Here is a 25319-nt window from a genome sequence, read left to right as displayed (position 1 = left end):
GACGCGACCGTACGTTACAGGGTTCGCCACGGCATGGCCGGTGGCGACTCCAACAGCGAGACCAACGTATCCAACGCCCTGGACAACGCGTCGCGACTAGTGGCAGCGCTTACGCACAGGCGGATCGCCTGTGGGGCCGGTTCGCTGCCAACACAGAACGGTTCGGCACTGGTGACCCGCACATGTCGCCGTTCGAGCTGCTCGATCAGGGGCGCGGCACGCTGCCCCGGCGGCAATTCCAGCCACAGATGAAAGCCATGGGGCCGGCCGCTGGGTCGGTAGGCCGCCAGTCGGTCTCGTGCCAGGCGTTGTCGGGCGTCCATTTCCTCCAACTGCCAGACCAGCAGCCGCTCGGCAGCACCACTATCGATCCAGCGGCATACTACCTCGGCCATCAGCGGAGGGACCATCCAGCTCTGGGCACGCTGCAGAGTCGCCAGCCGCTCGCGCAATGTGTCAGGCACGCGCAGGGTGCCGATACGCAAACCACCGGCGATCACCTTCGAGGTGCTGAACAGGTACAGCGTCCGCTCTGGCGCCAGCCGATACAGTGGCGTGCCCCGTTCTTCAGGAGGGAGATATTGGACGCCGTCCTCGACGATCCAGAAGTCGTATTCGCGAGCCAGCTCGGCCAGCCGCGCACGCCGCGTCTCCGACAGACAGGCACCGGTGGGGTTGTTCTGATCCGGCGTGACATAAACCAGCCGCGGCGGCTGCTGAATGCACAGCCGGGCCAACGCTTCGACATCCATCCCCTCCTCATCCAAGGGAACTCGCAGCGTCTTCAAGTGCAGTTGCTGCGCGGCACAGATCAGCCCCGGATAGGTGAGCATGCTAGCGGCTATACGCTCCCCCGGCTGCGCCAACGCCTGGAGGGCAAGGAAAATCCCATGCTGGCCACCTTGGGTGACGATCAATTCCTCGGCATCGATGGCGATTCCCAGTCGCGTCATCCACTCGGCCAACACTTCACGGTGCCGAGTCATACCCTGCTCGTGTTGGTAAGCCACGACCTCCCCCAACGCCAGTGGATCGCGCGCAATGGCACCGAGTGCCTCACCCAGTCCCTGGGGGCGGTTCGGGTGTGGCGGCGGCAGGCTGAGACTTAGGTCGACGAGTTCCTGATCATCACCGGGAAGCGTCTGGCGAAAGATGGCCGTTGGCGCATCGCTCTCACGGACGTAAGTGCCACTTCCGACGCGAGCGATCAACCAACCCTGGCGCTCGGCCTCGGCATAGGCACGGGTCACCGTGCCCACCGTGACTCCCAAGGCGTCGGCCAAGCGGCGCTGAGGCGGCAGCCGCTCCCCCGGCTTCAATCGTTCGCGCTGGATGGCCTGTGTAATGGCATTGACGATGGCACGATAGCGCGGCCCTTGCTCGGACAGTTCGGGCAACCAAATTGTCATGGTGACAATAAATCCATTGACGCCACAATTGCACCCATTATGCTCAAAAAACGCCTGGAAAGGAACCAACAAAGCAAAATTGTATGGGTGCAATTATGATCGAGGGATTGGCTTTCCTGGGACCGGCAGCGCTGTACATGATCTCAATGACCATCACACCCGGTCCCAACAATGTCATGCTCACCGCCTCGGGAGCCAATTATGGCTTCTGGCGGACCATGCCACATATCCTGGGCATCCTGGGCGGTTGCTTCGTGCTGTTCTCCGCCATCGCGTTGGGTCTGGGGCTGATTTTCGAGCGCTACCCATCGATGCAGACATCGTTGCGAATCGTCGGCAGTGCCTACCTACTCTACCTGGCGTGGAAGATCGCCACCGCGCCTCCTCCCACCTTGCGCGCCGAGAGCGAGGGTCGCCCGCTGACGTTCTGGCAGGCTGCTGCCTTCCAATTTGCCAATCCCAAGGCCTGGGTCATGGGATTGGCATTGATGGCGGGCTTCCTGCCCCAAGGCGGTGATACTCTGATCAACGCCCTGCTGCTGGCGGCTTTCGCCGAGCTGATAGCCCTGCCTTGTATCGCATTGTGGGCCGGATTCGGTCTGGCCATCGGTCGCCTGCTAAAGAGCGAACGTTCGTGGCGAATCTTCAATGGGCTGATGGGAGGAATGACCGCAGCCTGCGTGATCTTCATCCTGGGTTGACCACAAAGAGCAAGCGGCCGGTCAGCCGCATTCAATGCGGGCGATGACGTCGTTCTCATCAAGATGGATGTTCAACCGATCGGGACGATGGTCCATGGTCGCCGCATCACCGGGGCGCAATACCCGCACGCGCTCGGCGCCACTCTCATCGGCGATGGCCTCCCTCAGCAAATCGCTGAAGGCACGGCCAATGCGATCCTGCACCGGCCGAGCGCCACAGGCATCGACGTTGGGAACGTCGTCGACCCTGGGCGGTGGTGGCGCTTCCTCACGGCCCACGGGCTGCTGATAACCAGTGCTGCAAGCCATCAACAACATCGGGACAAGCAGAGAAAGGGGTTTGAAGCTCATATGACGTCCTTTGCCCAAGGGGGCAAACAAACGGGACAGGCCGAAGCCTGCCCCATTCGGAATCGTGGCAGCAAGCCGCGGGCACGGCAATCGCTCAGTAGCCACCACCACCGTTGTCGTTGCCGTTAGAGGCATCCTGCACGGCTTCACCACCTCGCTCGATATCCTGTCCCATACCGCGCATGGTATTGCAGCCGCTAAGCAGCGACAGGGTGAACAGCGATACCAGCAACAGGGATACTAGTCGTTTCATCGTCGTTTCCTCGCGCCTTGGCCAAATAATGGTGACGGAAAGTCGTCTTTCTACAAATTAGCACTAATTATCCAACTTACCCCAGCAGCAAGCGCAGGATGATGGTGACGATGACGGCAACAGTGAGCCACTTGATCCAGGCCGCCCCACGCGGCCCCATATTGACCTTTACCGCCAGCCAGGCCCCAGCCATGCTGCCGACGGCCAGAAGTAGGCCATAGCCCCAGCGCACGTGACCGTGATACACGAAAAGCCCTAGTGCCGGCAGCATGTAGACCAGGATGATGAAGACCTTGAAGACATTGACCTGAGCCAGATCGATCCTGAGCATGCGGTAGAGCACCGCCATGAACAGGATGCCGACCCCGACCTGGAGAAAACCGCCATACACGCCGATGCCGAACATCGCCAGATAGAGTGCTGGACTCAGGTCCTGCGACGAAAGCGGTCGCGTGTCGACGCGTGGCTGGGGCAACAACATGGCCACCGAAGCCACCGCCATGGCCGAAATCAGGATTGCTTCGAACAAGGTGTCGCTGACCTGCATGGCCAGCCAGGCCCCAAACACGGAGCCGGCCACCGCTGGCACCGACAGTCGCAGACTCAAGCCGACATGGCTGGCACCTTCCCGCCGGAAGCTGCCGACCGCCGCCACACTCTGCAACACGATGGACACACGATTGGTGCCATTGGCCACCTGGGGCGGCAAGCCGAGAAACATCAGCAATGGCAAGGTCAGCATCGAACCGCCCGCCGACAGTACATTGATGAAACCCGCTACGCCGCCTATCGCGACCAGCGCCAGCCCTTCTTGAAACGTCATATCCACATCCCTGTCCTTGCGTACCCTGGCATCTCACCGGCCAACGCGGTAAAACCGAGAGTGACTTTCTGTTCGCGAGACTATCCGATGGACGATTTCCGCCTGGACTCCCGCCTGGAGAGCGATAGCCTGCCGGTCTGCGATCTGCCTTTGTGCCAGGTTCGCCTGATGAACGATGCGCGATTCCCTTGGCTGGTGCTGATTCCGCGCCGCCCCGGCATTCGCGAGGTCTTCGAGCTGTCGTCGTCGGACCAGGTCCAGCTCTGGCACGAGGCGACAGAAGTGGGCCGTGTCATGAAGGATGCCACGCAAGGCGACAAGCTCAACCTCGCCACGTTGGGCAATGTGGTCGCCCAACTGCACCTCCACGTTATCGTGCGCAAGACGGATGACGCGGCCTGGCCCGCGCCAGTGTGGGGACATGGCGAGGCTCGTTCCTACGACCTTGAAGGCCAGGCCGCCATGCGCGACCTGGTACTGGCTCAGATCCAGGGGCTGGACCTTGGCTAGGTTCTATCCGAAAACTGTCTGCGCTTGCCCATGCGGCGTTAAAAATCATCTCAAAATGCTCATTTACACCCACGTAAACTCCGCTTTTTCGATGATTTTTGCCTTGCCTGGCCTTCGCTCGCCGACTTTTCAGACAGAACCTGTTCTGCTCCCTCAACCACCAGCGAAGGGATTACTGCGTGGCGCCGAGTCACTGGCATCATGCGCAGGCGGTTCGCTCAATAGCGGCGCCCCGGGGTTGGAAACACCAGCCATCGTCAGCGAGATCCCGAGCAGTGCAATGGCCATCCCACCGCCCAGTGCTGCCCAGCCAACGGCACGCCTGGCGCGACCGGCTCCCCCGCGGCTCGCCAAGCGGCGCTCCACCCAGCCACGGGCCATGACACTGGCTAGCGCCAGCAGCGATACCGCCAACGCCGTGCCGGCCGCCATGACCAGTACCGCCGCTACGCCAGCCCAGAAGTGCCCGAGCAGCGATGCCGCTCCCAGCAGCAGTACCCCACCGCTGCAGGGCCGCATGCCGATCGCCATCACCGTAACCAGTGCCGTGCGCCAATCGCCGGCCTTGGCCGGGTCGACATGATGCACGCTGCCACACCCGCAGCCATGCTCATGATGCGCTGGATGGTGAGCATGATGAGCAGGGTGCGGTTCAGCGTGGGGTACAGCCGAAGACACCGGAATGGGTTGGCGAAGCTGGCGCAGCGCCCGGCCGCACAGCCACAGCCCAAGCACGGTGACCATCACGAAGCTGGCCTGCTCGACCCAGGCCACCGAGCCCATGGCCTGACGCGTCAGCCACCCCAAGCCGTGGACCAGTACCGCCACCAGGGCAATGGCCACCAACCCCTGCAACAGCGACGCTGCGCAGGATAGGGCCAGGGCACGACGCTTGGCTCCGCCCTGAGACAGCAGATAAGTGGTCAACACGGCCTTGCCGTGGCCGGGGCCTGCGGCATGGAAGACTCCATAGGCGAAGCTGACACCCAGCAGCATCGCCCAGGCAGAGGGTGAAGGCGAGCCAGAGAGATCGGTGATGGCCAGGGTCAGGACACGGTGCAGGTCGCGTTGCCAGACCACCAGTTGCAACCCTAACGAAGCAATGCCGCCCTGTGTGGCGGCATACAGCACGAACCCTACCAGTACGAGCAGCAGAGCGCTCCCAACCTTCGCCGCACGACTCAACCGTCGCATGCCACCTCCCCGGTTTCGGCGAAGTAGCGGCCCAAGCCAGGCTCGGCCTGATCGTCATAATCGAGCATGGCGGCCTCGGCGACCTTGGCGGGATCTGGATCTGCAGGTTCGATGCTGGTCGTGCAGGCAAGGTCGGAACCGACCACGACCAGAGCCTCCTCGAGCGGGGTCTCGTCATCGCCCGCCTCGTGCACGACCTCGAGATAGTAGCTGGGGTCGAACACCTGATAGCGCATGACCTCCCCCTCTAACGCCAAGGGGGCCTCCAGCGGCAGTAGAAAACTGAACTCGACGCGGCCACCTCGCTCCATCACCGTATACTCGCTCACCTCTCCCAGTGCGACTTGCTGTCCGGCATGGGTAAGTTCCGTGAAGTAATGTCGAGGAGCCAGGTTATCGCGGATTTCCGTGCCCAGTTGATCGAGACGTGCCTCCATGCTGGCGTCACCCTCGGCTGCCTCCAGCTCCTCGAGAATCACCAAGCTATAGAAAGGGTCCATACGCCAACGCTGGCGCAATGCCTCGACACGCCCTTGATCATCGAGGATCACGCGGACGCCAAGATCGATCCAGCCATGCGGATGGGCGTGAGCCACCCCGCTCCATCCCAATATCAATGCCACGACAAGAGCGAATGCCGCTCCGCATGGCCGGAAATGAATACTAGCCATCAGCTTTTCGAACTCACTAATGTCAAGAAAAGGTCACGGCGCCAGACCCAACCGTGCCTGCAAATCGACCAGCAATGGGTCGAGACTATACGGCGCCAAGGGCTGACGACCACGCCGTCCGCTGAACGAGATCCGGCTATTGTCGCCTTCCGCGGCATCGACCTGCAATGTTACCTCATAGCCAGGCCAGGCGGCCGATACCGCTTCGACACGCCCCAAGTCGGGATCGGCGTGGCGAATCACGTAACCACGCTCGACCAGCATGGCAACGGCGGTCTCCAATACCTCCGCCTGGTCGGCTGCCAGCGTCATCGTACGGGGTTCGACCGGAGTGGGCGTCGTGGCACAGGCCGAAAGCGCCATCACGACGACACACAACAGAACGCGCGCAAGCATCACATTTCTTCCTCTCCCGGCGTCTCCATGGCCGCGCGCAATTCGCGACAGAATTCGGCGCTGCTGGCGTTCCTGCCTTCACGCACCACGCCATCGATATCGACGACGCGCACGTCTTGGGAAACCCGTACCCATTCGCCATCGGCAACCACCGAGACACGTTCCTGTCGCTGGGCATAGCCACCTCCCAGGCGATGGTGGTAACCGATCGCCACGCCGCTACCTCGATGGCGTCCAAAACCCAAGCCATAACCGCCATACCAGCCGAAGGGCCAAGGGTCGTAATAGCGGCCATAATAACCCGGCACCTGCCGGATACGCTCGGCACTGACCAGCCCCAGCTCGCTATTGGTATCACGGATCGTGAAGCCCTGGGCTTCCAGCGCGGTAACCGCGCGCCGGTTAGCGTTGGCACCCGGAAGCTGCTGCTCCCAGCGGCATTCGGCGACCGGCGTCGAGAGATTCGACGGCAGTGTGGCCGGACCACTGGCGCATCCGACGAGTCCCAATGCCACCGACAAGACCCAGAGTCGCATGAGAATTCTCCACTGGAGGTCTTGATCGAAGTTTACACCCCATCGACCATGCAGGTGAGTGGTGGGTTAGTATCCGGAAGACCACGACGGACAGCGAGCGTTCGGCAGCACATCACCCCTGCGGAGGAAATATCCATGAACATTCTGGTCGCCCCGGACAGCTACAAGGACGCCCTGCCTGCCAGCGATGCCGCCCGGGCCATCGCCGAGGGCATCCGGCGCTCGCTGCCCGACGCTGAAATCTGCCTCAGCCCCATGGGCGACGGCGGCGAGGGCACCCTCGACGCCCTGCTCGCCGCCACCGCTGCCGAACGACGCGAGGCCAATGTCAGAGACGCCTTGGGGCGCCCTCGCACCGCTGCCTGGGGGTGGCATCCCGGTACCCGCACGGCCTTCATCGAGCTGGCCGAGGCAAGTGGCCTGCAACCGCTCGCACGCGAGGAACGCACCGCACTGCACAGTACCACCTTCGGGGTCGGAGAGCTGATTCGAGAGGCACTGGATGCCGGTGCCGAACGGCTATTGCTGACCTTGGGTGGCAGCGCCACCAACGATGGCGGAGCCGGAATGCTTGCGGCCCTCGGCGCCCGCTTGCTGGATCGTCACGGCCACGACCTGCCTCCGGGTGGCGCAGCATTGGCGGAACTGGCCAAACTCGACCTGTCGGGGCTCGATCCGCGCCTGGCGGCACTCGAGGTCGAAGCTGCCGTGGATGTGGATAACCCGCTGCTCGGCGAGCACGGGGCGAGCGCGGTTTTTGGCCCGCAGAAAGGCGCCACACCGGATGATATCGCCTTCCTGGACGCGGCCCTGGGACATTTCGCCGATCTGGCGGCAAACGCGCTCGGTAAGGATCACCGCGACCTGGCCGGGGCCGGCGCGGCGGGAGGCATGGGCTTCGCCGCCCGAGCGTTTCTGGGCGCCGCCCTGCGCCCCGGCATCGAACTGGTCATGGAACAGGTGGGCTTCACTCGCCGGCTCGAGGACGCCGACTTGGTGATCACTGGCGAGGGACAGCTCGACGGCCAGAGCCTGGCGGGCAAGACGCCAGTCGGGATCGCTCGGGCCGCCAAGCAACATGGTGTGCCTTGCGTGGTCCTGGCCGGACGCTTGGGCCGTCATTGGCAGGCGGCCTATGCTGAAGGCGTCACTGCAGCCTTTGCACTGGCCGATGGCCCAATGCCTCTCAGCGAGGCTCTGAGCCAGTGCAGCGTATTGCTCACTGAACGTGCCGAAAGCGTGATCCGGTTGTTCGCCGCCGCCAGCCAGCCGCATCACAAGGCTTGAAAGCCTCCAGTGCCGCCTGCAAGTCATTGAACGAGTTCCATATCATTGATGGGGACTATAGCGGCGATGGCGAGATTTCGCTTATCAGAGCCGGGTCATGGGCTTAGACTCGTGACCAACTTCACTTAACAGGATCAAGGAGGCATCCCTATGTCCGACACCAATGCCATCGGCCTGCACGAAGCCAGTGCCAGCCAGCTCGCCGAAAAACTCAACGCCTTGCTGGCCAACTACCAGATTTTCTACATGAACGTGCGCGGCTATCACTGGAACGTGAAAGGTTCGAACTTCTTCGAACTGCACACCAAGTTCGAGGAGCTCTATACCGATCTGCTGGCCAAGGTCGATGAGGTCGCCGAACGCATCCTGACCCTGGGCCATCAGCCGGTGCATGCCTACAGCGACTACGTGGAGATCGCCTCGATCCACGAGGACAAGAACGTCCACGACGGCGAAGCCTGCGTGCGTGGCGTGGTCAAGGGCTACCAGGCCCTGATCGAGCTGCAACGCGAGATCCTGTCGCTGGCTTCGGATGCCGACGACGAAGGCACCGCCGCCCAAGTCAGCGATTACATTCGCGAGCAGGAAAAGACCGTGTGGATGCTCAACGCCTACCTGGGCTGAGCCCTCCCTCATCGACCGGCATGACAGCGCCGCCCCGAACCGCTCGGGGCGGCGTTTTCGCGTTCCGATCCCAAATTATGGAGAGAGCGAGGAAGTCGCCGCCATATTAGAAAACGCCGTTCGACTGCCGATGATCGGCGGATATACTACTGAATAGGGAGCTGCGAGGGGTGATATATCTAGTCGCAGAACGGAGGACACCCCATGCGATACACACGACTGACAGCATTGCTGGTGGGGATCGGCCTGGCCCTGGCGCTCTCCACGCCGGCGCTCGCCGAGCATGACCGACGAGGCGGCTATCACCAGAATTTTCATCATCACTATCACGGGCAGCATTACAAGGGCGATAGATTCCACCGCAGCCCTCGCCATGGTGGTTGGCACCGTCGGCACCATCGCCCATCGCGGATCATCGAAAAGCACGTGATCATACACGAGGAACCGCGTTATCTGGCGCCTCGCCGCCACCGCCACCACTCTACCAGCGTACCGCTGGTGACGGTGGGTGGAGTGCCAATCGTCACCATTAGAAGCGATTATTGAATCCGTCACCGCCCGCTGATTTCCAGCGGGCGGGAGTCTTCAGGCGGCTTGATCGTTGGCCAAGTCTTCGATGAGCACCCGCAGCAGTTGCCAGAACTCCGCGACCGATTCAATCTCGACCCGCTCGTCGGGCGAGTGAGCGCCGCGGATCTGCGGACCGAAGGAGATCATCTCCAAGTGCGGGTACTTGCCGCCCAGGATGCCGCATTCCAGGCCGGCATGGATCACCTTGACCTCGGGATCGCTGCCTAGCCGCTGCCGATGCAGACGGCGAAAGCGCGCCAACAGCTCACTCTCCGGGTTGGGCGTCCAGCCCGGATAGGCGTTTTCCACGCGGGTACGGGCACCGATCAGAGAGAACAACGCCGTGAAACGGTCGGCGATATCCGCCGTGGCACTATCGCGCAGCGAGCGCACCAAGGCACAGAGGCGGAAACGACCGTTCTCCAGACTCACCACCCCCAGGTTGTTGGACGTTTCGACCACTCCGGAAACCTCGACACTCATGCGTTCGACACCGCAGGGGGCGGCGTGCAGGGCATTCACCAGCAGTTGACTGGCGGCTTCGGTCAAGGCTTCGTCGGCGCGTGATGCGCAAGGCGTCAATCTCAAGGTCAGCTTTTCGTCGACCCCGCTCAGCTCGACCCTGAGTTCCTGCTCTAGCGCTTCCAGGCGCGCCTGCACGGGACCGACTTCGTCAACCGGCAAGGCCAGGCTGGCGAAGGCCTCACGCGGCAGGGCATTGCGCAGCGTCCCGCCGTGGTAATCGATCAGTCGTGCACCAGCGCCTTCCAGCGTGCGCAGTGCCCGTACCAGCAGGCGATTGGCATTGCCCCGCCCCTTGTGAATGTCGATGCCCGAATGACCGCCGACCAGTCCCGTCAGCGACAATTGCCAGGTTTGTTCGTCGTCGTTCAGGGCACTGGTCGGCAACTGGGCTTCCACCACCACATCGGCACCACCGGCGCAGCCGATATACACCTGACCACGATCCTCGGAATCCAGGTTGAGCAGTATGCTTCCCTCGAGCCAGTCTTCGGCCAGGTTTAGCGCACCGCCCATGGAAGATTCTTCCTCCAACGTGAACAGCGCCTCTAGCGGCCCATGCGTCAGACTCTCGTCACCGAGAATCGCCAACGCCGCTGCCACGCCCAGTCCATTGTCGGCGCCGAGCGTGGTCTGACATGCGCGCAACCAACCCTCGGCGACATAGGTCTCGATGGGGTCGCGGGTGAAGTCATGGGGATGATCGGCGTTGGCCTGGGCCACCATGTCCAGATGCCCCTGCAGGATCACACCCGGTGCCCGTTCATGGCCAGGGCTGGCCGGCTTGCGTATCCGCAGATTACCGAAGGTATCGCGATCGTGGGACAGGCCGTGCTCATCGGCCCAGCGCTCCAGCACCGCCACCAACGCGGCTTCATGGCCGGAAGGCCGAGGCGTGTTGCATAGGGTACGAAAAAGCCGCCACACCGGTTGCGGCGCAAGCTGTTCGAGGTGTGAGTTCATGACGTTTCTATGTGATGGGAGACTGCCATACCTTAACGCCAGCCCTACACAGGGAAAAGGGGCCAGAGTCGCGGCGCGAGGCTATGCCCACCGCTGCCGCCAGTGCGCCAGGACGTCGCGCAACCATACCTGGACCTGGCGGCGGCCAGGCACACCCAGTTGCGTGGCCAGCCACGCCGTCTCACGCCCCTGGAAAAGCGCCGCCACCAGCCATCGGGCATCGTCCGATTCCGGCGACGCTCCCGCAGCGAGTGCATGGCGTACCAAGGCTTGGAGGGCTGGGCGCACCAGCGCCGGTTCGCGCTGTCCCAGTGCCACGTCATCGATGTCGCGGAGCTGCTCGGGCGTAAGCTCAGCGACTGAGCTTTCCGCCAACAACGCCGCCGCCACTCCCGGGTCGAGTGTCTTCAATTCGAAGGCCAGCAGGGTCGGCAGCAAGCACTGGAAGCGTCTCTGCAGCTCTCGCGCCAATTCCTGGCCGGCGTCACTGACACCGCGCACTACCATCAGGGCATGCTCGCCACTGGAAGCCTCGCGGGTCAGCCCCAGGCGAACGGCCATGCAGCCGTTACGCTGCCAGAATGCGATCAGACCTGGCTCGGCACCGAAGCTCGCCCCCAGCAGGTCGATGCCATCGGCGTGGGCCCGGGCAAGTTCCGCCTCGAACAACCGCTGGCCCAGTCCCTGCCGGCGACATGCCTCATGCACGGCGATGCGCATGACCCGTCGCAAGCGTGAGGTGAGCGCCTGACGACTTCCGGCGTGCGCTGCCAGCGACTGGGCCAGCAAGTGGCCACGAGGACGTCGCTTGCCGAGTGCAACCGCCTCGGCAAGCTCCTCGGGAAAGCCTCCTTCGTCGACACAGGCCACCACACCCTGGATGTGATGCGCTACCTCGAGGGTAGCGATCCGGGTGCCCGGGCCGTCAAGCAGGCGACGCAGGTCACTGGGCCGGGTACGGTAATGAGCCTGGACCAGCAGGCCGAACAGCTCGCGCAGCCGGGGCTCGTCGTCGGCCAGCTCATCGGGCCGACAGTCGATGAATTCGGCCTCGCGTGATGCCAATCTCGCGTCGTATGGTGCTGGCTCGGCATCCAGCATCAACAAGCGCGATGTCAGCCGTTCCAGCGGGTCGCCAGCGGCGAAACGGATCGGTGCTTCGAGATGGAAACGGTGCCAGTCAGGCGTCTCGCGCTCGAGATGGGCTCGGAAACGCAGCGCAAAGCCACGCCCCGAGCCTTCGTAACCGTGTATCGTGGTGGCGAAGACGATACGCGGAAAGTGACGCAGCCACTGACCCAGCGCCGGGGCGGGAATCGCGGCCGCCTCGTCGACCAGCAGCAGGCCGCCGGCTCCTTCCACATCCCCTTCGGCAACCTTGGCCGATAGCACGTCCGGGGCCAGAAAGCACACTCGGTGGACGTTGCCATCGTGCGTCCACTCGAAGGCATTGGCCTGCCGGCGCCCCTCGGGACACAGTGCCGCCAAGCGCTCGAACACCGGCTCAACGGCCGCGGGGCGAGGCGCCGTGACCCAGATGAGACGCTCTCCTGCAGCTAAGCGACGCGCGCAGGCGATGCCCAACGCTGAACTCTTGCCACGCCCGCGATCAGCGGTAAGCACTAAAGGACGACGACGTCGCAAGTGTGTCAGGCGGGCCACGGCCTCGGCCTGATCATGCGTAGCGCAGTCAGGATCCGTTACCATTGGCACCGACGCTGTCGGAGTCGATAATGTGGGCAGCTCAACTTCTCCGGCATTGGTCCAGCGGGCGACATCTTCCAACTCGGCCAATTGCCGCGCCAAGCGCCGCAAATAATGGGCATGGAGCTGTTCCGGACGATAGGGATACTCGGCCAGGCGCCGATAGTCGGCATCCGAGACCTGCCCCCAACCGGCGGGCGTCAGCAACACCAGCAAGCCACCGGCGCGCACGGTCCCCCACAGGGCGCCGAAGGCATCGGGATCGAAACCGCTTTCCGCCGAGACGGCATCGAAAATCACCAGGTCCTGCTCACCACCTAGACGAGTACGGGCCTTGGCGGCCGGCAGCCAGTCGTCGACAGCGAGCTCGTCAGGTCGCGTACCGGCCAGCCAAAGCGGCGCTTGCCAGCGTTCCGCCTGCCACAGTGCCATGGCACGCTGCCGACAGCTCGTGGCCTCTCCCGTCACCCACACCAATCCCCGCCAGCGCCGAGCGGCGAGTTGGGCGCGCCAGTCTAACAGTGCCCTCACCGAGGTCGCCAAGGCGTTATCTGACCCTCCCTCGGCCTGAGGGGCATCACCACCGAGGGGTGCGGAATCCTGGGAACGCGGCATGCGGAAACTCCGACAATGGGTCAATCTTTAGTCTAAAGCTTGTGGCCATTCAACGCTGACCGCAGCGCTTTTACGCCGGCCTGCAGCGTGAAAGAACCGTTCAGTGCGTTGATATTGAACGACAAGTTTTCAGCCTTGGGTACAGCGCGCGAGGGATCCGACAACCGCCGGAGAGACTTCCGATCACGGTATATCCCGCAGTACGTGCTAATTTAATCGAGCGTATGGTTCGTTCGTCCACAACGAGAGCCAGGATAGTTTTTCTAGCCGTCACAGCCCAAAAACCCGATTCAAGGGGGCATACATGAAACCTATCATCAAATTCGCACTAAGTGGTTTGGCAGCCGGGATCGCCTTGGCCGCCTTCTCGACACCAGCTCTCAGCCAGGAAAAGGCCCGGTGGACCATGACCACCACCTGGCCGGACAACCTGTCCCTGATCGAGATCGATCGTCACTGGGTGGAGACGGTGAACAAGATCGCCGGTGACGAGCTCGAGATCGACTTCCGCGCCGGCGGTACCCTAATGCCTGCCACCGAAGTCTTCGATGCCACCGAAACCGGCAGTATCGAGGCGTCCGGCGACTGGCCGGGCTACTGGGCGGGCCGCAGTTCGGCCTTCTCGCCGCTGGCGGCGACTCCCAGCCTGTTCAACGGTGTGGACTACCTGAACTGGATCCTGGAATGGGGCGGTTTCGAGCTCTATCAGGAGGTCTACGGCGATTTCAACATGGTCTATCTGCCCTACGGCATCACCAACAACGAATCCGGCTTCATGGGTCGCACCAAGATCGAGAGCCTGGCCGACCTGGAGGGCAAGCGCCTGCGCCTGTCCGGTCGCGATCAGGGCCGCGTGCTCGAGCGGCTGGGGGGCTCCCAGGTGACGCTGTCTGGTGGCGAAATCTATCAGGCCGTGGAGCGTGGCGTAGTGGATGGCGCCGAGTTCTCGACCCCGGGCGTCGACTACCAGGCAGGCTTCGCCGAAGTCGTCGACTACTGGGCGACACCTGGCTGGCACCAGTCCGCCAGTGTGTTCGGCGTGATGATCAACAAGGATGCCTGGGACGAACTGTCCGAAGCCACGCAAGAAAAGCTCAAGGTTGCCGCCGAAGCCACCCTGGCCTGGTCGCTGGCATGGTCCGAACGCACCTCCACGGAGGGCACGGAGGCCTTCAAGGAAGCCGGCGTCGAGATCTCCACCTATAGCGAAGAGGACATGGCACGTATCCAGGAGATGACCAACGAGGTGATCGTGGAAGGCGCCTGCGAGGACCCGATGCATGCCAAGGTCTATCACTCCATGGTCAGCTACATGCAGAACTACGCCAACTGGCGCGATGTCTCGGTGCCCTACAACATGAGCCGCAGAATCGACAACCTGCCCTCGCTCGAAGAGATCGAGGCCTGTATGTAACCAGGCTCGACCGCGGCCGTCACGAGACTATCTCGGACGGTCGCGGCTGCCTCCGGGAGACCGTGACCATGAATGCCATCGCCAACGTGATCGACCGGCTCAATGATTGGTTCGGACGCATCCTCGCACCGCTGATTGCCGTGACGACACTAGTGGTGCTCTATGATATCGCCCTGCGCTTCTTCATCGGTCGCCCCAGCGACTGGGCATTCGACATCACCAAGATGCTGTTCGGCGCCCATTTCATGTTGATGGCGGCTTACGGGCTGCAAAAGCGCGTGCATGTCGAAGTCGATATCCTCAAACGCCTATTGTCGAGAAAGATGCAGGCAGTGATCGAGATCGTCGGCTACCTGATCTTCTTCGTACCCTTCATCTGGATGCTGCTCACCTTCGGCTGGGGTTTCTTCAGTCGCTCCTTCAGTCGTGGCGAGACCACTTACGGCATCGTGGCGATCCCCGTCTATCCCGTGAAGGCGGTCATCGTGGTCGCCGCCGTGGCCATCCTGTTGCAGGCCATCGCTCTCGTCATCCGTGCCATCCAGCAGTTGCGGGAGGAACAGATCTCATGAGCCCGGAAATGCTCACCCTCTTCATGTTCGGCGGCTTGATGATCGGCCTGTTCATGGGTCACCCGCTGGCCTTCGTGCTCGGCGGCACCGCCGTGCTGGCCGCCTGGCTGGGCCCCGGCCCGCGCATTCTCGGCACCATCATCAACAACATCTATGGCAATGCCATGGACAACTATGTGCTGGTGGCAATCCCCTTGTTCATCCTGATGGCGCGCTTCCTCAACGACTCCGGCGTCACCGAACGGATGTTCGACGCCATGCGCCTGTTGCTGGCACGGCTCAACGGTGGCCTGGCCCTGACGGTGGTCGTCGTCTCGGTGCTGCTGGCCGCCACCACCGGCATCGTCGGCGCCTCCATCGCGGTGATGGGCATGATCGCGTTGGTACCGATGCTCAAGTACGGCTACAACAAAGAACTCAGTTCTGGGGTGATCATGGCCAGTGGCTGCCTGGGCATCCTGATCCCCCCCAGTATCATGCTGATCCTGATGGCCAGCTATTCGCCGGTCTCGGTGGGCGCGCTGTTCGCTGGCGCCCTGATACCGGGGCTGCTGCTGGGCGCGATGTATGCCCTCTACGTGCTGGTGATCTGCTATATCAAGCCCTCCTTCGGCCCGCCGGTTCCCCTCGAGGAACGCGCCGACACCACCACCGGCGAATTGCTGCTGATGCTCGCCAAATTCGTGGTGCCGCCCATGGGTTTGATTCTGGGGGTGTTGGGTGCGCTGTTCACCGGTATCGCCACCGCCACCGAAGCCTCGGCGATCGGTGTGACCTTGGCCTTCGTGCTGTTCCTGATCTTCGGCGACCGCTCGCTCAGGACCTGCTACCGCACCCTTATCGAGGCCAGCAAGACTACCACCATGGTAATGCTGGTACTGGTGGGCGCCACGGCCTTCACCGGTGTCTTCTCACGCGGCGGCGGCATGCAGGTCATTCACGATCTGGTCATGGCCATGCCCGGCGGCACCACCGGCGCACTGATTCTGATGCTCTTCCTGGTCTTTATCCTGGGGATGTTCCTCGACTGGACCGGCATCGTACTGCTGAGCTTCCCGATCATGCTGCCCATCGTCGAGAATATGGGCGTGGATCTATTGTGGTTCGTGGTCATGGTGGCCGTGGTGCTGCAAACCTCTTTCCTGACCCCACCCTTCGGCTATGCCCTCTTCTATCTGAAGGGCGTGGCACCGCGAGGCGTCGAGACCGTCGACCTCTACAAGGCCGTGATTCCCTTCTGTGCATTGATTGCGCTGGCCTGCTTGCTGCTGGCCGCCTTCCCAAGGCTGATCACCGGCCTGCCGAGCCTGATACTCGGCTATTGAATGCCTTTCCCATCGCCCACCATTCACTGAATGACGGGCGATGCATCCGGTAGCTACCAGGGCTGCAAGCCGTAGCGCCAACTGGTAGTATTTGCAGCCGTTATCAAGTCGCATTCAGTCCGTTTCAGGCTAAGCCACCGGAAGGAGATCCCGCTTGCCGCGTTCTGCCAGCACCTGGCTGACGACAGTCTCTCGGCAGCTATCGTCACACTTCAATGCATGGACGGTCCTGACTGTCGCTGTCGCCCTCATCGTGGCCTTGCCGGTGCTAGTCGTGCTCTTGCACATCTTCATGCCGACCAACGGGATCTGGCATCACCTCGCCAGTACCGTACTGGGCCGGTATCTCGCCAATACCCTCTTCCTGGTGGTCACGGTAGGCCTTGGTACCGCCATGATAGGCACCGGTACTGCCTGGCTGGTGGTCATGTGCCGCTTTCCGGGGAGTCGGATCTTCGAGTGGGCGCTGCTGCTACCGCTGGCCGTTCCCACCTACGTGATCGCTTACGCCTATACGGATTTCCTTCAGTACTCGGGGCCACTCCAGACTTGGCTGCGCGAGATATTCGGCTGGAGTCATGGTGACTACTACTTTCCCAGCATCCGCTCCCTGGGTGGAGCCGCCACGCTGATCACCTTGGTGCTCTACCCCTACGTCTATCTGCTTGCAAGAGCGGCCTTCCTCGAGCAATCCGTATGCGTGCTGGATGTCGGCCGAACCTTGGGACGCGGCCCATGGCGGTTGTTCACCAGCGTGGCGGTACCACTGGCACGCCCCGCCATTGTCGGCGGAGTCTCGCTGGCACTGATGGAAACGCTCAATGAATTCGGGGCGGTGCAATTCTTCGGCGTCGACACCTTCACCACGGGCATCTACCGCACTTGGTTCGGCATGGGCGAACAAGTGGCCGCGGCACAGCTCGCCGCTTGCCTGCTGCTCTTCGTTATCGTCTTCGTGCTCCTAGAGCGCTGGTCGCGGGGACAGCGAAAGTATTTCCATACCTCCAGCCGCTACCAGCGACTCCCCGAATATCAGCTGGCTGGGTGGCGCGCGCAGGGCGCCTTTATCGCTTGCGCCATCCCGGTGCTGATCGGCTTCCTGCTGCCCTGTGCGCTGCTGGCCCACCTCGCCATCCAGAAAGGCGATGCCCTGTTCGGTACTCGCTTCCTCGACTTTGCCTGGAACAGCCTGACGCTGGCGGCGCTGGCTTCGATGGTTGCCGTGAGCCTGGCACTCATCCTGAGCTATGGCGTGCGGCTTCACCCAAGCCCGATCACACGTACCGCCACCCGCATCGCTGCCATGGGCTATGCCATACCTGGCTCGGTGGTTGCGGTCGGCATCCTGATTCCCTTCGCCTGGCTGGACGATACGATCAACAGCTTCCTGAGCGAGCACTACGGCTTCGTCGCCGGCCTGATTTTCAGCGGCTCCGCTTTCATTCTCGTCTACGCCTATGTGGTGCGTTTCCTTGCGGTCTCCTTCAACACCGTGGAAGCCAGCCTCGGCAAGGTAACGCCGACCATGGATGCTGCCGCCCGGACCCTGGGGCAGACCGCAGGGGGCACGCTACGCCGCGTGCACACCCCAATCATGCGCGGCAGCCTGCTCGCCGCCGGTATTCTGGTATTCGTGGATGTCATGAAGGAGCTGCCTGCGACCATAATCCTACGCCCCTTCAATTTCGACACCTTGGCCGTGAGGGCTCACAACCTGGCGTCGGACGAGCGCCTTGCCGAAGCCTCCACCTCGTCACTGGCCATCGTTGCGGTAGGCATCCTCCCGGTGATTCTGCTCAGCATGGCCATGAGCCGTTCACGCCCCGGGAGCGGCAAGACTGGCAGGAAAGACAAAGACCTGTGAAGGATCCAGCCGGATCTCCACCGGCTGATTCGCCGCAGGAAGAAAGACCCCAGGCACCCGAGCGTGCAGGTGAGCTTCCTGACCGTCTTCTCCATGCGCGCAGATATGTAGCAAGCTAGTGCGTCCCAACAACTTGGCCATGATCACGTGGCTGTAACGGTGGGATGCCGGGGGCTTGTCGAGCTCGATCACGCGCAGAGCCTCCGGGCGAATCAGCACCTGTGCCCGGGTGCCGTTTTCCAATCCTTGCGCTTCCACCGGCCCCACCGGCGTCTTTACCACTCCGTCCCGGACCTCGCCATGCAACTCGTTCACATCGCCGAAAAAAGTGACGACGAAAGGGTCGCGAGGGGCACAATAGAGTTCCCGTGGCGTACCCATCTGCACGATGCGACCGTCGCGCATCAGCGCAATGCGATCAGCCATGAACATCGCCTCTTCCGGGTCGTGAGTCACCAGCAGGGTCCCTGCACCGACTTTCTTGAGCACGTGTAGGGTATCGTCACGGATCCGGTCACGCAGCCGGGCATCGAGGCTGGAGAACGGCTCGTCGAGCAGCATCAACTGCGGTGCCGGGGCTAGCGCCCGCGCCAGTGCGACGCGCTGCTGCTGACCACCCGACAACATATGCGGATAGGCCTTGGCATAGCTTGCCATGCCCAATTGTTCCAACAGCTCCAGGGCTCGCTGGCGTCGCTGTCGAACCGCCTGGGTTTCGAGACCGAACGTCACGTTCTCAAGCACCGTGAGATGGGGAAACAGTGCCGAGTCCTGGAAAGCCAGGCCAACGTTGCGCTTTTCCGGTGGGACGTGACGGCCACCCGGCACTGCGATCTTACGGCCAGCGATGTCCACCCTGCCTTGCTGCAGAACTTCGAGACCAGCCGCAATACGCAGCAGAGTAGTCTTGCCGCACCCGGAAGGCCCAAGCAGGCAGACCACCTCGCCCGGATACATTTCCAGGCTGACATCCTTCACAGCGACGTGGGAACCATAGGCATGGCGTACGTTCTGCATCGCCAGCACGCTGGCTTGGCGCGACGTTGCCCGGTCGGCTTCTGACAGGTTCAGTTGGCTGATCATAGGTGCACGACGATTCGGCCGGATGGATAAAGACGCATTTCATGTTAACGCGAAACACTAGCAAATTGCGTTTAATTTTCATCCAAGTTCAGCAGGCACGCCACCCTAGTTACCAGGTCCCGAAACCGAGCGCCAACATCCAGTTGACGGCATCAATGCGAAGCTGTTCAATGGACGAGACACAAATGCAAAGTATTATCATTCTAGTCAAAAAAGCAATCATAACGCCAACGAGGTGCTCAATGATCAACCGTTCTCGTCTCGCTGCTTCACTCACCGCCATGCTGGCAGGTGCCGCCTTCGCCTCCAGCGCGTCCGCCGACACGGTGAACGTCTATTCAGCACGGCACTACGATTCCGACCAAGCGCTTTACGACGCCTTCACCGCGAGTACCGGCATCGAGGTCAACATCCTCGAGGGCGACTCCGACCAGCTCATCGAACGCATCCAGCGTGAGGGCGCGGCGAGTCCCGCCGATATCATGATGACAGTCGACGCCGGCCGCCTGTGGCGCGCCGAGCAAGACGGCATCTTCGACAGCATCGAGTCCGATGTCCTTGCCGAGCGTCTTCCTGAGTCCATGCGTCACCCCGAAGGCAAGTGGTTCGGCTTCAGTCAGCGCGTGCGGGCGATCTTCTACAACCGCGACAACTTCGACCCAAGCGAGATCACGAGCTACGAGGACCTGGCTGACCCGCGCTTCGAGGGTAAGATCTGCATCCGCTCCTCGAACAACATCTACAACCAGTCCCTGCTCGCCTCGCTGATCGAACACCACGGCGAAGAGGGCGCCGAGGAGTGGGCCCAGGGCGTGGTCAACAACTTCGCCCGCCAGCCCGAAGGCGGCGATACCGACCAGATCAAGGGCGTCGCCAGCGGCGAGTGCGATCTGGCCGTGGCCAACCACTATTACTACGTGCGCTTGCTCAAGTCCGACAATGAAGCCGATCGCGAGACTGCCGACAGGGTCGGGATCCTGTTCCCCAACCAAAACGGCCGCGGCGCTCATGTCAATGTCGGCGGGGCTGGTGTGGTCAACGGGGCTCCCAACCGTGAGAATGCCATCCGCTTCCTGGAGTTCCTCGCCTCCGACGAAGCCCAAGAGGTCTTCGCCTCCGGCAACTACGAGTTCCCGGTGGTGGACGGCGTGAAGATGGATCCGACGCTGGAGTCCTGGGGCAACTTCGAGAAGGACAACCTCAACGTCAGTATCCTGGGCGAGAACAACCCCGAGGCGATCCGCATCTTCGACCGCGTCGGCTGGCGTTAAGCCTTACAGACATCTGGTACCCCATGGCCCGCGGCAGTATTGCCGCGGGCCGTGTTTTTCTCTCGACCTTTCTGTCCTTTGGACTGGCCTCATCCCTTCACTACATGCGTCCGTTTTCCTTCCCTCAATGCGCCTCGTCCCAATTGGCGCCGCTCTCGGCCTCGACGACCAGCTCCACACTAAGGGAGGCAGCGTCACGCATGCGGGACTTGACCGCCTCGATAAAGCCGTCGGCCTGGTCCTCCTTGACCTCGAAGACCAGCTCGTCATGAACCTGCATCACCATCCAGGCGTCGAACTCGGCCTGCTTGCCTGATAGACCTTGCAACCAGGCGTCGACGTCGATCATCGCCCGCTTGATGATATCGGCGGCGGTTCCCTGCATGGGAGCGTTGATGGCGGTGCGTTCGGCGGCCTGACGGCGGGCCTGGTTCTGTGCCTTGATTTCTGGCAGGTAGAGGCGGCGTCCGAAGACCGTTTCCACGTAACCGTCCTCGGCTGCCTGTGAGCGAATGCGTTCCATGTAGCGCGCCACGCCGGGGTAACGGTCGAAATAACGGTCGATGTAGGTCTGCGCCTGGCCGCGCTCGATGTGCAACTGCTTCGACAGCCCCCAGGCGCTCATGCCATAGATCAGCCCGAAGTTGATGGCCTTGGCGCTGCGCCGCTGGTCCGGCGTGACCTTGTCCAGCGCCGTGCCGAACACCTCGGCGGCGGTGGCGGCGTGGATGTCGCGGTTCTCGGCGAAGGCCTCGAGCAGCCCCTTGTCCTCGGAAAGGTGAGCCATGATGCGCAGCTCGATCTGCGAATAGTCGGCGGCGACGATGCGGTAGCCAGGCCGGGCAATGAAGGCCTGGCGGATCTTGCGCCCCTCCTCGGTGCGAATCGGAATGTTCTGCAGGTTGGGATCGCTGGAAGATAGCCGGCCGGTGGCGGCGACCGCCTGATGATAGCTGGTATGCAGCCGCCCCGTGGTCTTATCGATCAATATCGGTAGTTTGTCAGTGTAAGTCGACTTGAGTTTGGACAGGCCGCGGTGCTCCATGATCACCTTGGGCAACGGATAGTCCAGCGCCAGCTCCTCGAGTACCGCCTCGGCCGTGGACGGGGCTCCCTTGGGTGTTTTCTTGCGCACCGGGATCTTCAGTTCCTCGAACAGGATCTGACCAAGCTGTTTGGGGGAGCCCAGGTTGAACTCACGACCGGCCAGGTCGAAGGCTTGCGCTTCCAACTCGCGGATGCGGGTTTCCAGCTCGCGGCTCTGGCGCAGCAGGCGCTCCCCGTCGAGCGCCACACCATTGCGCTCCATACGCGACAGCACCGGAATCAGAGGTTGTTCCAGCTCGTCGAGCACCTTGGCCAGGCGCCCTTCCGCTTCGACACGCGGACGCAACTCGTGGTGCAGGCGCAAGGTGATATCGACATCCTCACAGGCATAGGGGACGGCCTGCTCGAGGGCGATCTGGTTGAAGGTCAACTGCTTGGCGCCCTTGCCGGCGATATCCTCGAAGCTGATGGTCTTCTCGCCCAGGTACTTGAGCGCCAGGGAGTCCATGTCGTGGCGGGTGGCGGTGGAGTTGAGCACATAGGACTCGAGCATGGTATCGGTGAGCGGCCCCACTACCCGGATGTCGTAGTTGGCCAGCACCGAGATATCGTACTTGAGGTTCTGGCCGATCTTGCCCTTGGCCGGGTCCTCCCACAACGGCCTGAGAGCCTCGAGAACGGCTCGCCTGTCGAGCTGCTTGGGAGCATCGAGATAGTCGTGGGCAAGCGGAATGTATGCCGCTTCACCGGGCTCGAGCGAGAGCCCCACGCCGACGATCTCGGCCTGCATGTAATCGAGACTGGTGGTTTCCAGGTCAAAGCAGAACACCTCGGCCTTTTGCAATCGCTCGAGCCAGGCATCGAACTCGGCCTGTTCGAGAATCATATGATCCTGGCGTCCGGCACTCGTTGAGGTGGCGGCAGAGTCACCCTCGGTTCCCTCGCCTACCGGTCGCCCTCCCGCAACGTCATCGACCCCCTCGTCCTGGCCTTCCAACAGCTCGGCCAACCAGCCCTTGAACTCCAGTTCGCGATAGAGTTCGAGCAGGGCCTCGCGGTCGGGATGGGCGATATCCAGGTCGTCGAGCCCTACCGGTAACTCGCAGTCGGTCTTGATGGTGGCGAGCCGGTAGGAGAGAAACGCCTGGTCGCGGTGTTCCTCGAGCTTCTTGGCCAGGGTCTTGGCACCGCGGAAATCCAGCGTCTTGATCTTGTCGAGGTCGGCGTAGATGGCGTCCAAGCCGCCACCCATACCTTGCAACAGCCCAAGAGCAGTCTTCTCGCCCACCCCGGGCACCCCGGGGATATTGTCGACCTTGTCGCCCATCAACGCCAGGAAGTCGATGATCAACTCCGGTGGCAATCCGAACTTGTCCTTGACGCCGGCGACGTCCAAGGTCTCGTCCTTCATGGTATTGACCAGGGTGATGTGGGAATTGACCAGTTGCGCCATGTCCTTGTCGCCGGTGGAGATCACCGCATCGCGACCGGCCTGGGTGGCGCGACGCGCCAGGGTGCCGATGACATCATCGGCCTCGACGCCCTCGATGCATAGCAGCGGCAGGCCGAGTGCCCGCACGCAAGCATGCAGCGGCTCGACCTGAACCCGCAACTCATCGGGCATCGGCGGCCGTTGAGCCTTGTACTCTTCGAACAGTTCGTCGCGAAAGGTCTTGCCCTTGGCGTCGAAGACCACCGCCATGGGGCTGTCCGGGTAATCCTTGATCAGGCGCTTCAACATGTTGAGCACCCCCTTGACCGCACCGGTGGGCTGGCCCTTGGAAGTGGTCAGTGCCGGCAGTGCATGGAAGGCGCGATAGAGATAGGACGACCCGTCGACGAGAACGATGGGGGTGGTGGCCATGATGAACATTTCCCTTGAACGTTGGCATTGAACCACATGATACGCAGCTCACCGCGACTCGTCAGGCACTCGACCACTTAGCCTGCTAACATGGGCTGGATTCTTATCTCGCCTGAGCCGACAGGGAGTCATCATGGGCTATCGCACCCTGCTACGCGATCACAAGGGACTACTGGGCATCGCCTTTCTGGCATTGTTTTCTTCAAGCCTGGGCCAGAGCTTCTTCATCGGCTTGTTTCAGGCGCCGATCTCGATGCAACTGGGCTTGAGTGCCGGGCAGTTCGGTACCGCTTACGCCACCGTCACCTTGTGCGCCGGCTTCGCCATGCTTCGCATCGGCCCTAGTATCGACTGGATCGCCCCGCGACGCTTCGCCATCGGCATTCTCCTCAGCCTGGGGATCGGCATCCTGCTGTTGACCCTGTCACCCTGGTGGCTGACCGGCCTGTTGGGGCTCGCCCTGATCCGCTTCTGCGGCCAGGGCATGATGACACATCTGGGCAATACCCTGGCGGGACGGGAATTTACCCATAATCGCGGTCGCGCTTTGGGGCTGGTGAGTCTAGGGCTTCCCTTGGGAGAAGCTACATTACCCCCTCTGGTAGCCGCCCTTCTGATATGGCTCGGCTGGCAGGGGGTCTGGTGGCTGTTCGGCTTGATCCTGCTGGGATTGTGGGTAGCCCTGTTGCTGCGTGGCCCCTGGCCTCCGGCACCGGGACCCAAGCCGGATCGACGCACGCGCCGCCAAGGGCCACGCCCGTTTCGTGAGCGGCGTTTCTGGCAACTGTTGCCGCTGCTGATGGCCTTGCCGGTGACCATGACTGGGGTATTCATCTATCAAGCACAGATGACCGCCGACCTGGGCGCCTCGCTTTCCACCTATGCACTTGCCTTGGCCGGCATGGGAGTCGCCAAACTCCCCGGCGCCTTGCTGGGAGGACGCTGGGTGGACCGCCTGGGGCCCGCACGCCTCGCCCGCCTCTATTTGCTGCCCTACGCCTTGGCGATGGTGGTCGCCATCGTACTGGGCGGCGATATCGGCATCTGGGCACTGATGGTCGGTGGCGGCCTGGCGATGGGCATGCAGGAACCCATCGCCACCAGTGTGCTGGTGAAGCTGTGGGGAAGCGAACACTTGGGTCGGGTACGTTCGACGCTGAGTGCAGCCATGGTGTTCTCCACCGGCATTGCCCCCGCGCTTCTGGGGTTGGTCATCGATCTTGGCGCGCATTTCGCCACCATTCTGATCGCCATGCTGGCCTTCGTGGTAACAGGCTGGTTCCTGGCCCTGCGTCCCATCGCCGCTATAGAAAGAAAGTGAATTCCTTGTCACTCGAAAGGGTCATACACTGAAAGGAACATGATGAGCGTGACCGCACGGAGGTTGCAATGAAGACAGTCAAGCTCGTTTCCATCCTCGTCTTGGGAGCCTGCCTGACGGCGAGCGCATCCGTGGCGGTCGGTCAGCAATCGGAGTCCGTCGAGCCCGATATCACCATTCGCCAGGAAGAGGATCGCACCATCCGCGAATACCGGGTCAACGGCCAGCTCTATGCTATCGAGATCCGGCCTGCCAACGCCCCATCGTACTTCCTGGTGGACCACGACGGCGACGGCAACTTCGAGCGCCAGGAAGGTGACCGGATCGCCGTGCCACAATGGGTGTTGATATCCTGGTAACGCACCCGAAGGGGAAAGACACAAGGTATCGTGCATCGCCGAACCAAAACGCTACAATAGGCGGCTTGGC

The 25319-nt window shown here is 62.3% G+C and carries 24 protein-coding genes; 12 read left to right on the top strand and 12 right to left on the bottom strand.

Going from position 1 to position 25319, the window contains the following annotated elements:
• Positions 1–14: 14 nt before the first annotated feature.
• Positions 15–1409, bottom strand: a complete 1395-nt coding sequence (locus IE093_RS14470; RefSeq protein WP_189470394.1) for an aminotransferase-like domain-containing protein — start codon at positions 1407–1409, stop codon at positions 15–17.
• Between the two features lie 83 nt (positions 1410–1492).
• Between IE093_RS14470 and IE093_RS14465 the strand changes: the two genes are divergently transcribed.
• Positions 1493–2110, top strand: coding sequence for a LysE family translocator (locus tag IE093_RS14465; RefSeq protein WP_229803597.1), 618 nt, complete (start codon positions 1493–1495; stop codon positions 2108–2110).
• A gap of 21 nt (positions 2111–2131) precedes the next feature.
• Here IE093_RS14465 and IE093_RS14460 read toward each other — a convergent pair whose 3' ends face one another.
• The 3 genes from IE093_RS14460 to IE093_RS14450 form a co-directional block, all read right to left on the bottom strand.
• Positions 2132–2461 carry an I78 family peptidase inhibitor gene (locus IE093_RS14460; RefSeq protein ID WP_189470393.1) on the bottom strand — a complete coding sequence of 110 codons (330 nt, stop codon included), beginning with the start codon at positions 2459–2461 and terminating at the stop codon, positions 2132–2134.
• A gap of 94 nt (positions 2462–2555) precedes the next feature.
• On the bottom strand, positions 2556–2714 hold the full coding sequence (locus tag IE093_RS14455; RefSeq protein ID WP_189470391.1) for an entericidin A/B family lipoprotein: 159 nt from the start codon (positions 2712–2714) through the stop codon (positions 2556–2558).
• A gap of 76 nt (positions 2715–2790) precedes the next feature.
• On the bottom strand, positions 2791–3537 hold the full coding sequence (locus IE093_RS14450; protein WP_189470389.1) for a sulfite exporter TauE/SafE family protein: 747 nt from the start codon (positions 3535–3537) through the stop codon (positions 2791–2793).
• Between the two features lie 87 nt (positions 3538–3624).
• On the opposite strand from IE093_RS14450, the gene IE093_RS14445 reads away from it, so the two are divergent.
• Positions 3625–4047, top strand: a complete 423-nt coding sequence (locus tag IE093_RS14445) for an HIT domain-containing protein (protein WP_189470387.1) — start codon at positions 3625–3627, stop codon at positions 4045–4047.
• A gap of 153 nt (positions 4048–4200) precedes the next feature.
• On the opposite strand, the gene IE093_RS14440 is transcribed toward IE093_RS14445, so the two are convergent.
• The 4 genes from IE093_RS14440 to IE093_RS14425 are packed head-to-tail and all read right to left on the bottom strand — an operon-like array spanning position 4201 to position 6844.
• Positions 4201–5241, bottom strand: coding sequence for a nickel/cobalt transporter (locus IE093_RS14440; RefSeq protein ID WP_189470385.1), 1041 nt, complete (start codon positions 5239–5241; stop codon positions 4201–4203).
• Positions 5229–5912 (bottom strand): DUF1007 family protein, encoded by a 684-nt coding sequence (locus tag IE093_RS14435; protein WP_189470383.1) that lies wholly within the window; start codon positions 5910–5912, stop codon positions 5229–5231. Before IE093_RS14435 ends, IE093_RS14440 begins: the two co-directional genes overlap by 13 nt.
• 33 nt (positions 5913–5945) lie before the next feature.
• The gene (locus tag IE093_RS14430) at positions 5946–6308 is read right to left on the bottom strand and encodes a hypothetical protein (protein ID WP_189470381.1); all 363 of its coding nucleotides are present in this window, start codon (positions 6306–6308) and stop codon (positions 5946–5948) included.
• Entirely contained in the window at positions 6308–6844 is a 537-nt protein-coding gene (locus IE093_RS14425) for a hypothetical protein (protein ID WP_189470379.1), read from the bottom strand. The genes IE093_RS14430 and IE093_RS14425 overlap by 1 nt, the downstream gene beginning before the upstream one ends.
• A 135-nt stretch (positions 6845–6979) precedes the next feature.
• Between IE093_RS14425 and IE093_RS14420 the strand changes: the two genes are divergently transcribed.
• The 3 genes from IE093_RS14420 (at position 6980) to IE093_RS14410 (ending at position 9301) form a co-directional block, all read left to right on the top strand.
• On the top strand, positions 6980–8131 hold the full coding sequence (locus tag IE093_RS14420; RefSeq protein WP_189470377.1) for a glycerate kinase: 1152 nt from the start codon (positions 6980–6982) through the stop codon (positions 8129–8131).
• A gap of 150 nt (positions 8132–8281) precedes the next feature.
• Positions 8282–8755 carry a Dps family protein gene (locus tag IE093_RS14415; RefSeq protein WP_189470375.1) on the top strand — a complete coding sequence of 158 codons (474 nt, stop codon included), beginning with the start codon at positions 8282–8284 and terminating at the stop codon, positions 8753–8755.
• A gap of 204 nt (positions 8756–8959) precedes the next feature.
• Complete coding sequence (locus IE093_RS14410; protein WP_189470374.1) at positions 8960–9301, top strand: hypothetical protein; 342 nt, start codon at positions 8960–8962, stop codon at positions 9299–9301.
• 39 nt (positions 9302–9340) lie between these two features.
• On the opposite strand, the gene IE093_RS14405 is transcribed toward IE093_RS14410, so the two are convergent.
• The gene (locus IE093_RS14405; RefSeq protein ID WP_189470371.1) at positions 9341–10810 is read right to left on the bottom strand and encodes an aminoacyl-histidine dipeptidase; all 1470 of its coding nucleotides are present in this window, start codon (positions 10808–10810) and stop codon (positions 9341–9343) included.
• An 81-nt stretch (positions 10811–10891) separates the two neighbouring features.
• Positions 10892–13129 carry a tRNA(Met) cytidine acetyltransferase TmcA gene (locus IE093_RS14400; RefSeq protein ID WP_189470369.1) on the bottom strand — a complete coding sequence of 746 codons (2238 nt, stop codon included), beginning with the start codon at positions 13127–13129 and terminating at the stop codon, positions 10892–10894.
• A gap of 304 nt (positions 13130–13433) precedes the next feature.
• Here IE093_RS14400 and dctP point away from each other — a divergent pair, with 304 nt between their 5' ends.
• The 4 genes from dctP to IE093_RS14380 all read left to right on the top strand — a co-directional run bounded on the left by dctP (position 13434) and on the right by IE093_RS14380 (position 18304).
• Complete coding sequence (dctP, locus tag IE093_RS14395; protein WP_189470368.1) at positions 13434–14543, top strand: TRAP transporter substrate-binding protein DctP; 1110 nt, start codon at positions 13434–13436, stop codon at positions 14541–14543.
• A 68-nt stretch (positions 14544–14611) separates the two neighbouring features.
• Positions 14612–15115: a TRAP transporter small permease subunit gene (locus IE093_RS14390; RefSeq protein WP_189470366.1), complete on the top strand. Its 504-nt coding sequence runs from the start codon at positions 14612–14614 to the stop codon at positions 15113–15115.
• Positions 15112–16440 carry a TRAP transporter large permease gene (locus IE093_RS14385; RefSeq protein ID WP_189470364.1) on the top strand — a complete coding sequence of 443 codons (1329 nt, stop codon included), beginning with the start codon at positions 15112–15114 and terminating at the stop codon, positions 16438–16440. The genes IE093_RS14390 and IE093_RS14385 overlap by 4 nt, the downstream gene beginning before the upstream one ends.
• Positions 16441–16669: 229 nt before the next feature.
• Complete coding sequence (locus IE093_RS14380; RefSeq protein ID WP_422730987.1) at positions 16670–18304, top strand: ABC transporter permease; 1635 nt, start codon at positions 16670–16672, stop codon at positions 18302–18304.
• Here the strand turns inward: IE093_RS14380 and IE093_RS14375 are convergent.
• A complete protein-coding gene (locus IE093_RS14375) occupies positions 18257–19321 on the bottom strand; it encodes an ABC transporter ATP-binding protein (RefSeq protein ID WP_422730986.1) in 1065 nt (354 codons plus the stop codon). The two genes, IE093_RS14380 and IE093_RS14375, sit on opposite strands and share 48 nt — an antisense overlap.
• 308 nt (positions 19322–19629) lie before the next feature.
• Between IE093_RS14375 and IE093_RS14370 the strand changes: the two genes are divergently transcribed.
• Positions 19630–20658 (top strand): Fe(3+) ABC transporter substrate-binding protein, encoded by a 1029-nt coding sequence (locus IE093_RS14370; protein ID WP_189470358.1) that lies wholly within the window; start codon positions 19630–19632, stop codon positions 20656–20658.
• Positions 20659–20782: 124 nt separating this feature from the next.
• Here the strand turns inward: IE093_RS14370 and polA are convergent, their stop codons facing one another.
• A complete protein-coding gene (gene polA / locus IE093_RS14365; RefSeq protein WP_189470356.1) occupies positions 20783–23569 on the bottom strand; it encodes a DNA polymerase I in 2787 nt (928 codons plus the stop codon).
• A gap of 133 nt (positions 23570–23702) precedes the next feature.
• Here polA and IE093_RS14360 point away from each other — a divergent pair, with 133 nt between their 5' ends.
• Together IE093_RS14360 and IE093_RS14355 are read left to right on the top strand one after the other, a co-directional pair.
• Positions 23703–24890, top strand: a complete 1188-nt coding sequence (locus tag IE093_RS14360) for an MFS transporter (RefSeq protein WP_189470354.1) — start codon at positions 23703–23705, stop codon at positions 24888–24890.
• Between the two features lie 68 nt (positions 24891–24958).
• Positions 24959–25249, top strand: a complete 291-nt coding sequence (locus tag IE093_RS14355) for a DUF2782 domain-containing protein (protein WP_189470352.1) — start codon at positions 24959–24961, stop codon at positions 25247–25249.
• Positions 25250–25319 lie beyond the last annotated feature (70 nt).

The organism is Litchfieldella qijiaojingensis, assembly GCF_014651875.1.
Lineage (GTDB): Bacteria > Pseudomonadota > Gammaproteobacteria > Pseudomonadales > Halomonadaceae > Litchfieldella > Litchfieldella qijiaojingensis.
This window is presented reverse-complemented; position numbering and strand designations above follow the sequence as displayed.

What these genes read in the sequence shown, in the direction of transcription:
- IE093_RS14470 (WP_189470394.1), bottom strand. Translation starts at nt 1,409, where the DNA reads ATGACAATTTGGTTGCCCGAACTGTCCGAGCAAGGGCCGCGCTATCGT.
- IE093_RS14465 (WP_229803597.1), top strand. Translation starts at nt 1,493, where the DNA reads ATGGGTGCAATTATGATCGAGGGATTGGCTTTCCTGGGACCGGCAGCG.
- IE093_RS14460 (WP_189470393.1), bottom strand. Translation starts at nt 2,461, where the DNA reads ATGAGCTTCAAACCCCTTTCTCTGCTTGTCCCGATGTTGTTGATGGCT.
- IE093_RS14455 (WP_189470391.1), bottom strand. Translation starts at nt 2,714, where the DNA reads ATGAAACGACTAGTATCCCTGTTGCTGGTATCGCTGTTCACCCTGTCG.
- IE093_RS14450 (WP_189470389.1), bottom strand. Translation starts at nt 3,537, where the DNA reads ATGACGTTTCAAGAAGGGCTGGCGCTGGTCGCGATAGGCGGCGTAGCG.
- IE093_RS14445 (WP_189470387.1), top strand. Translation starts at nt 3,625, where the DNA reads ATGGACGATTTCCGCCTGGACTCCCGCCTGGAGAGCGATAGCCTGCCG.
- IE093_RS14440 (WP_189470385.1), bottom strand. Translation starts at nt 5,241, where the DNA reads ATGCGACGGTTGAGTCGTGCGGCGAAGGTTGGGAGCGCTCTGCTGCTC.
- IE093_RS14435 (WP_189470383.1), bottom strand. Translation starts at nt 5,912, where the DNA reads ATGGCTAGTATTCATTTCCGGCCATGCGGAGCGGCATTCGCTCTTGTC.
- IE093_RS14430 (WP_189470381.1), bottom strand. Translation starts at nt 6,308, where the DNA reads ATGCTTGCGCGCGTTCTGTTGTGTGTCGTCGTGATGGCGCTTTCGGCC.
- IE093_RS14425 (WP_189470379.1), bottom strand. Translation starts at nt 6,844, where the DNA reads ATGCGACTCTGGGTCTTGTCGGTGGCATTGGGACTCGTCGGATGCGCC.
- IE093_RS14420 (WP_189470377.1), top strand. Translation starts at nt 6,980, where the DNA reads ATGAACATTCTGGTCGCCCCGGACAGCTACAAGGACGCCCTGCCTGCC.
- IE093_RS14415 (WP_189470375.1), top strand. Translation starts at nt 8,282, where the DNA reads ATGTCCGACACCAATGCCATCGGCCTGCACGAAGCCAGTGCCAGCCAG.
- IE093_RS14410 (WP_189470374.1), top strand. Translation starts at nt 8,960, where the DNA reads ATGCGATACACACGACTGACAGCATTGCTGGTGGGGATCGGCCTGGCC.
- IE093_RS14405 (WP_189470371.1), bottom strand. Translation starts at nt 10,810, where the DNA reads ATGAACTCACACCTCGAACAGCTTGCGCCGCAACCGGTGTGGCGGCTT.
- IE093_RS14400 (WP_189470369.1), bottom strand. Translation starts at nt 13,129, where the DNA reads ATGCCGCGTTCCCAGGATTCCGCACCCCTCGGTGGTGATGCCCCTCAG.
- dctP (WP_189470368.1), top strand. Translation starts at nt 13,434, where the DNA reads ATGAAACCTATCATCAAATTCGCACTAAGTGGTTTGGCAGCCGGGATC.
- IE093_RS14390 (WP_189470366.1), top strand. Translation starts at nt 14,612, where the DNA reads ATGAATGCCATCGCCAACGTGATCGACCGGCTCAATGATTGGTTCGGA.
- IE093_RS14385 (WP_189470364.1), top strand. Translation starts at nt 15,112, where the DNA reads ATGAGCCCGGAAATGCTCACCCTCTTCATGTTCGGCGGCTTGATGATC.
- IE093_RS14375 (WP_422730986.1), bottom strand. Translation starts at nt 19,321, where the DNA reads ATGCAGAACGTACGCCATGCCTATGGTTCCCACGTCGCTGTGAAGGAT.
- IE093_RS14370 (WP_189470358.1), top strand. Translation starts at nt 19,630, where the DNA reads ATGATCAACCGTTCTCGTCTCGCTGCTTCACTCACCGCCATGCTGGCA.
- polA (WP_189470356.1), bottom strand. Translation starts at nt 23,569, where the DNA reads ATGGCCACCACCCCCATCGTTCTCGTCGACGGGTCGTCCTATCTCTAT.
- IE093_RS14360 (WP_189470354.1), top strand. Translation starts at nt 23,703, where the DNA reads ATGGGCTATCGCACCCTGCTACGCGATCACAAGGGACTACTGGGCATC.
- IE093_RS14355 (WP_189470352.1), top strand. Translation starts at nt 24,959, where the DNA reads ATGAAGACAGTCAAGCTCGTTTCCATCCTCGTCTTGGGAGCCTGCCTG.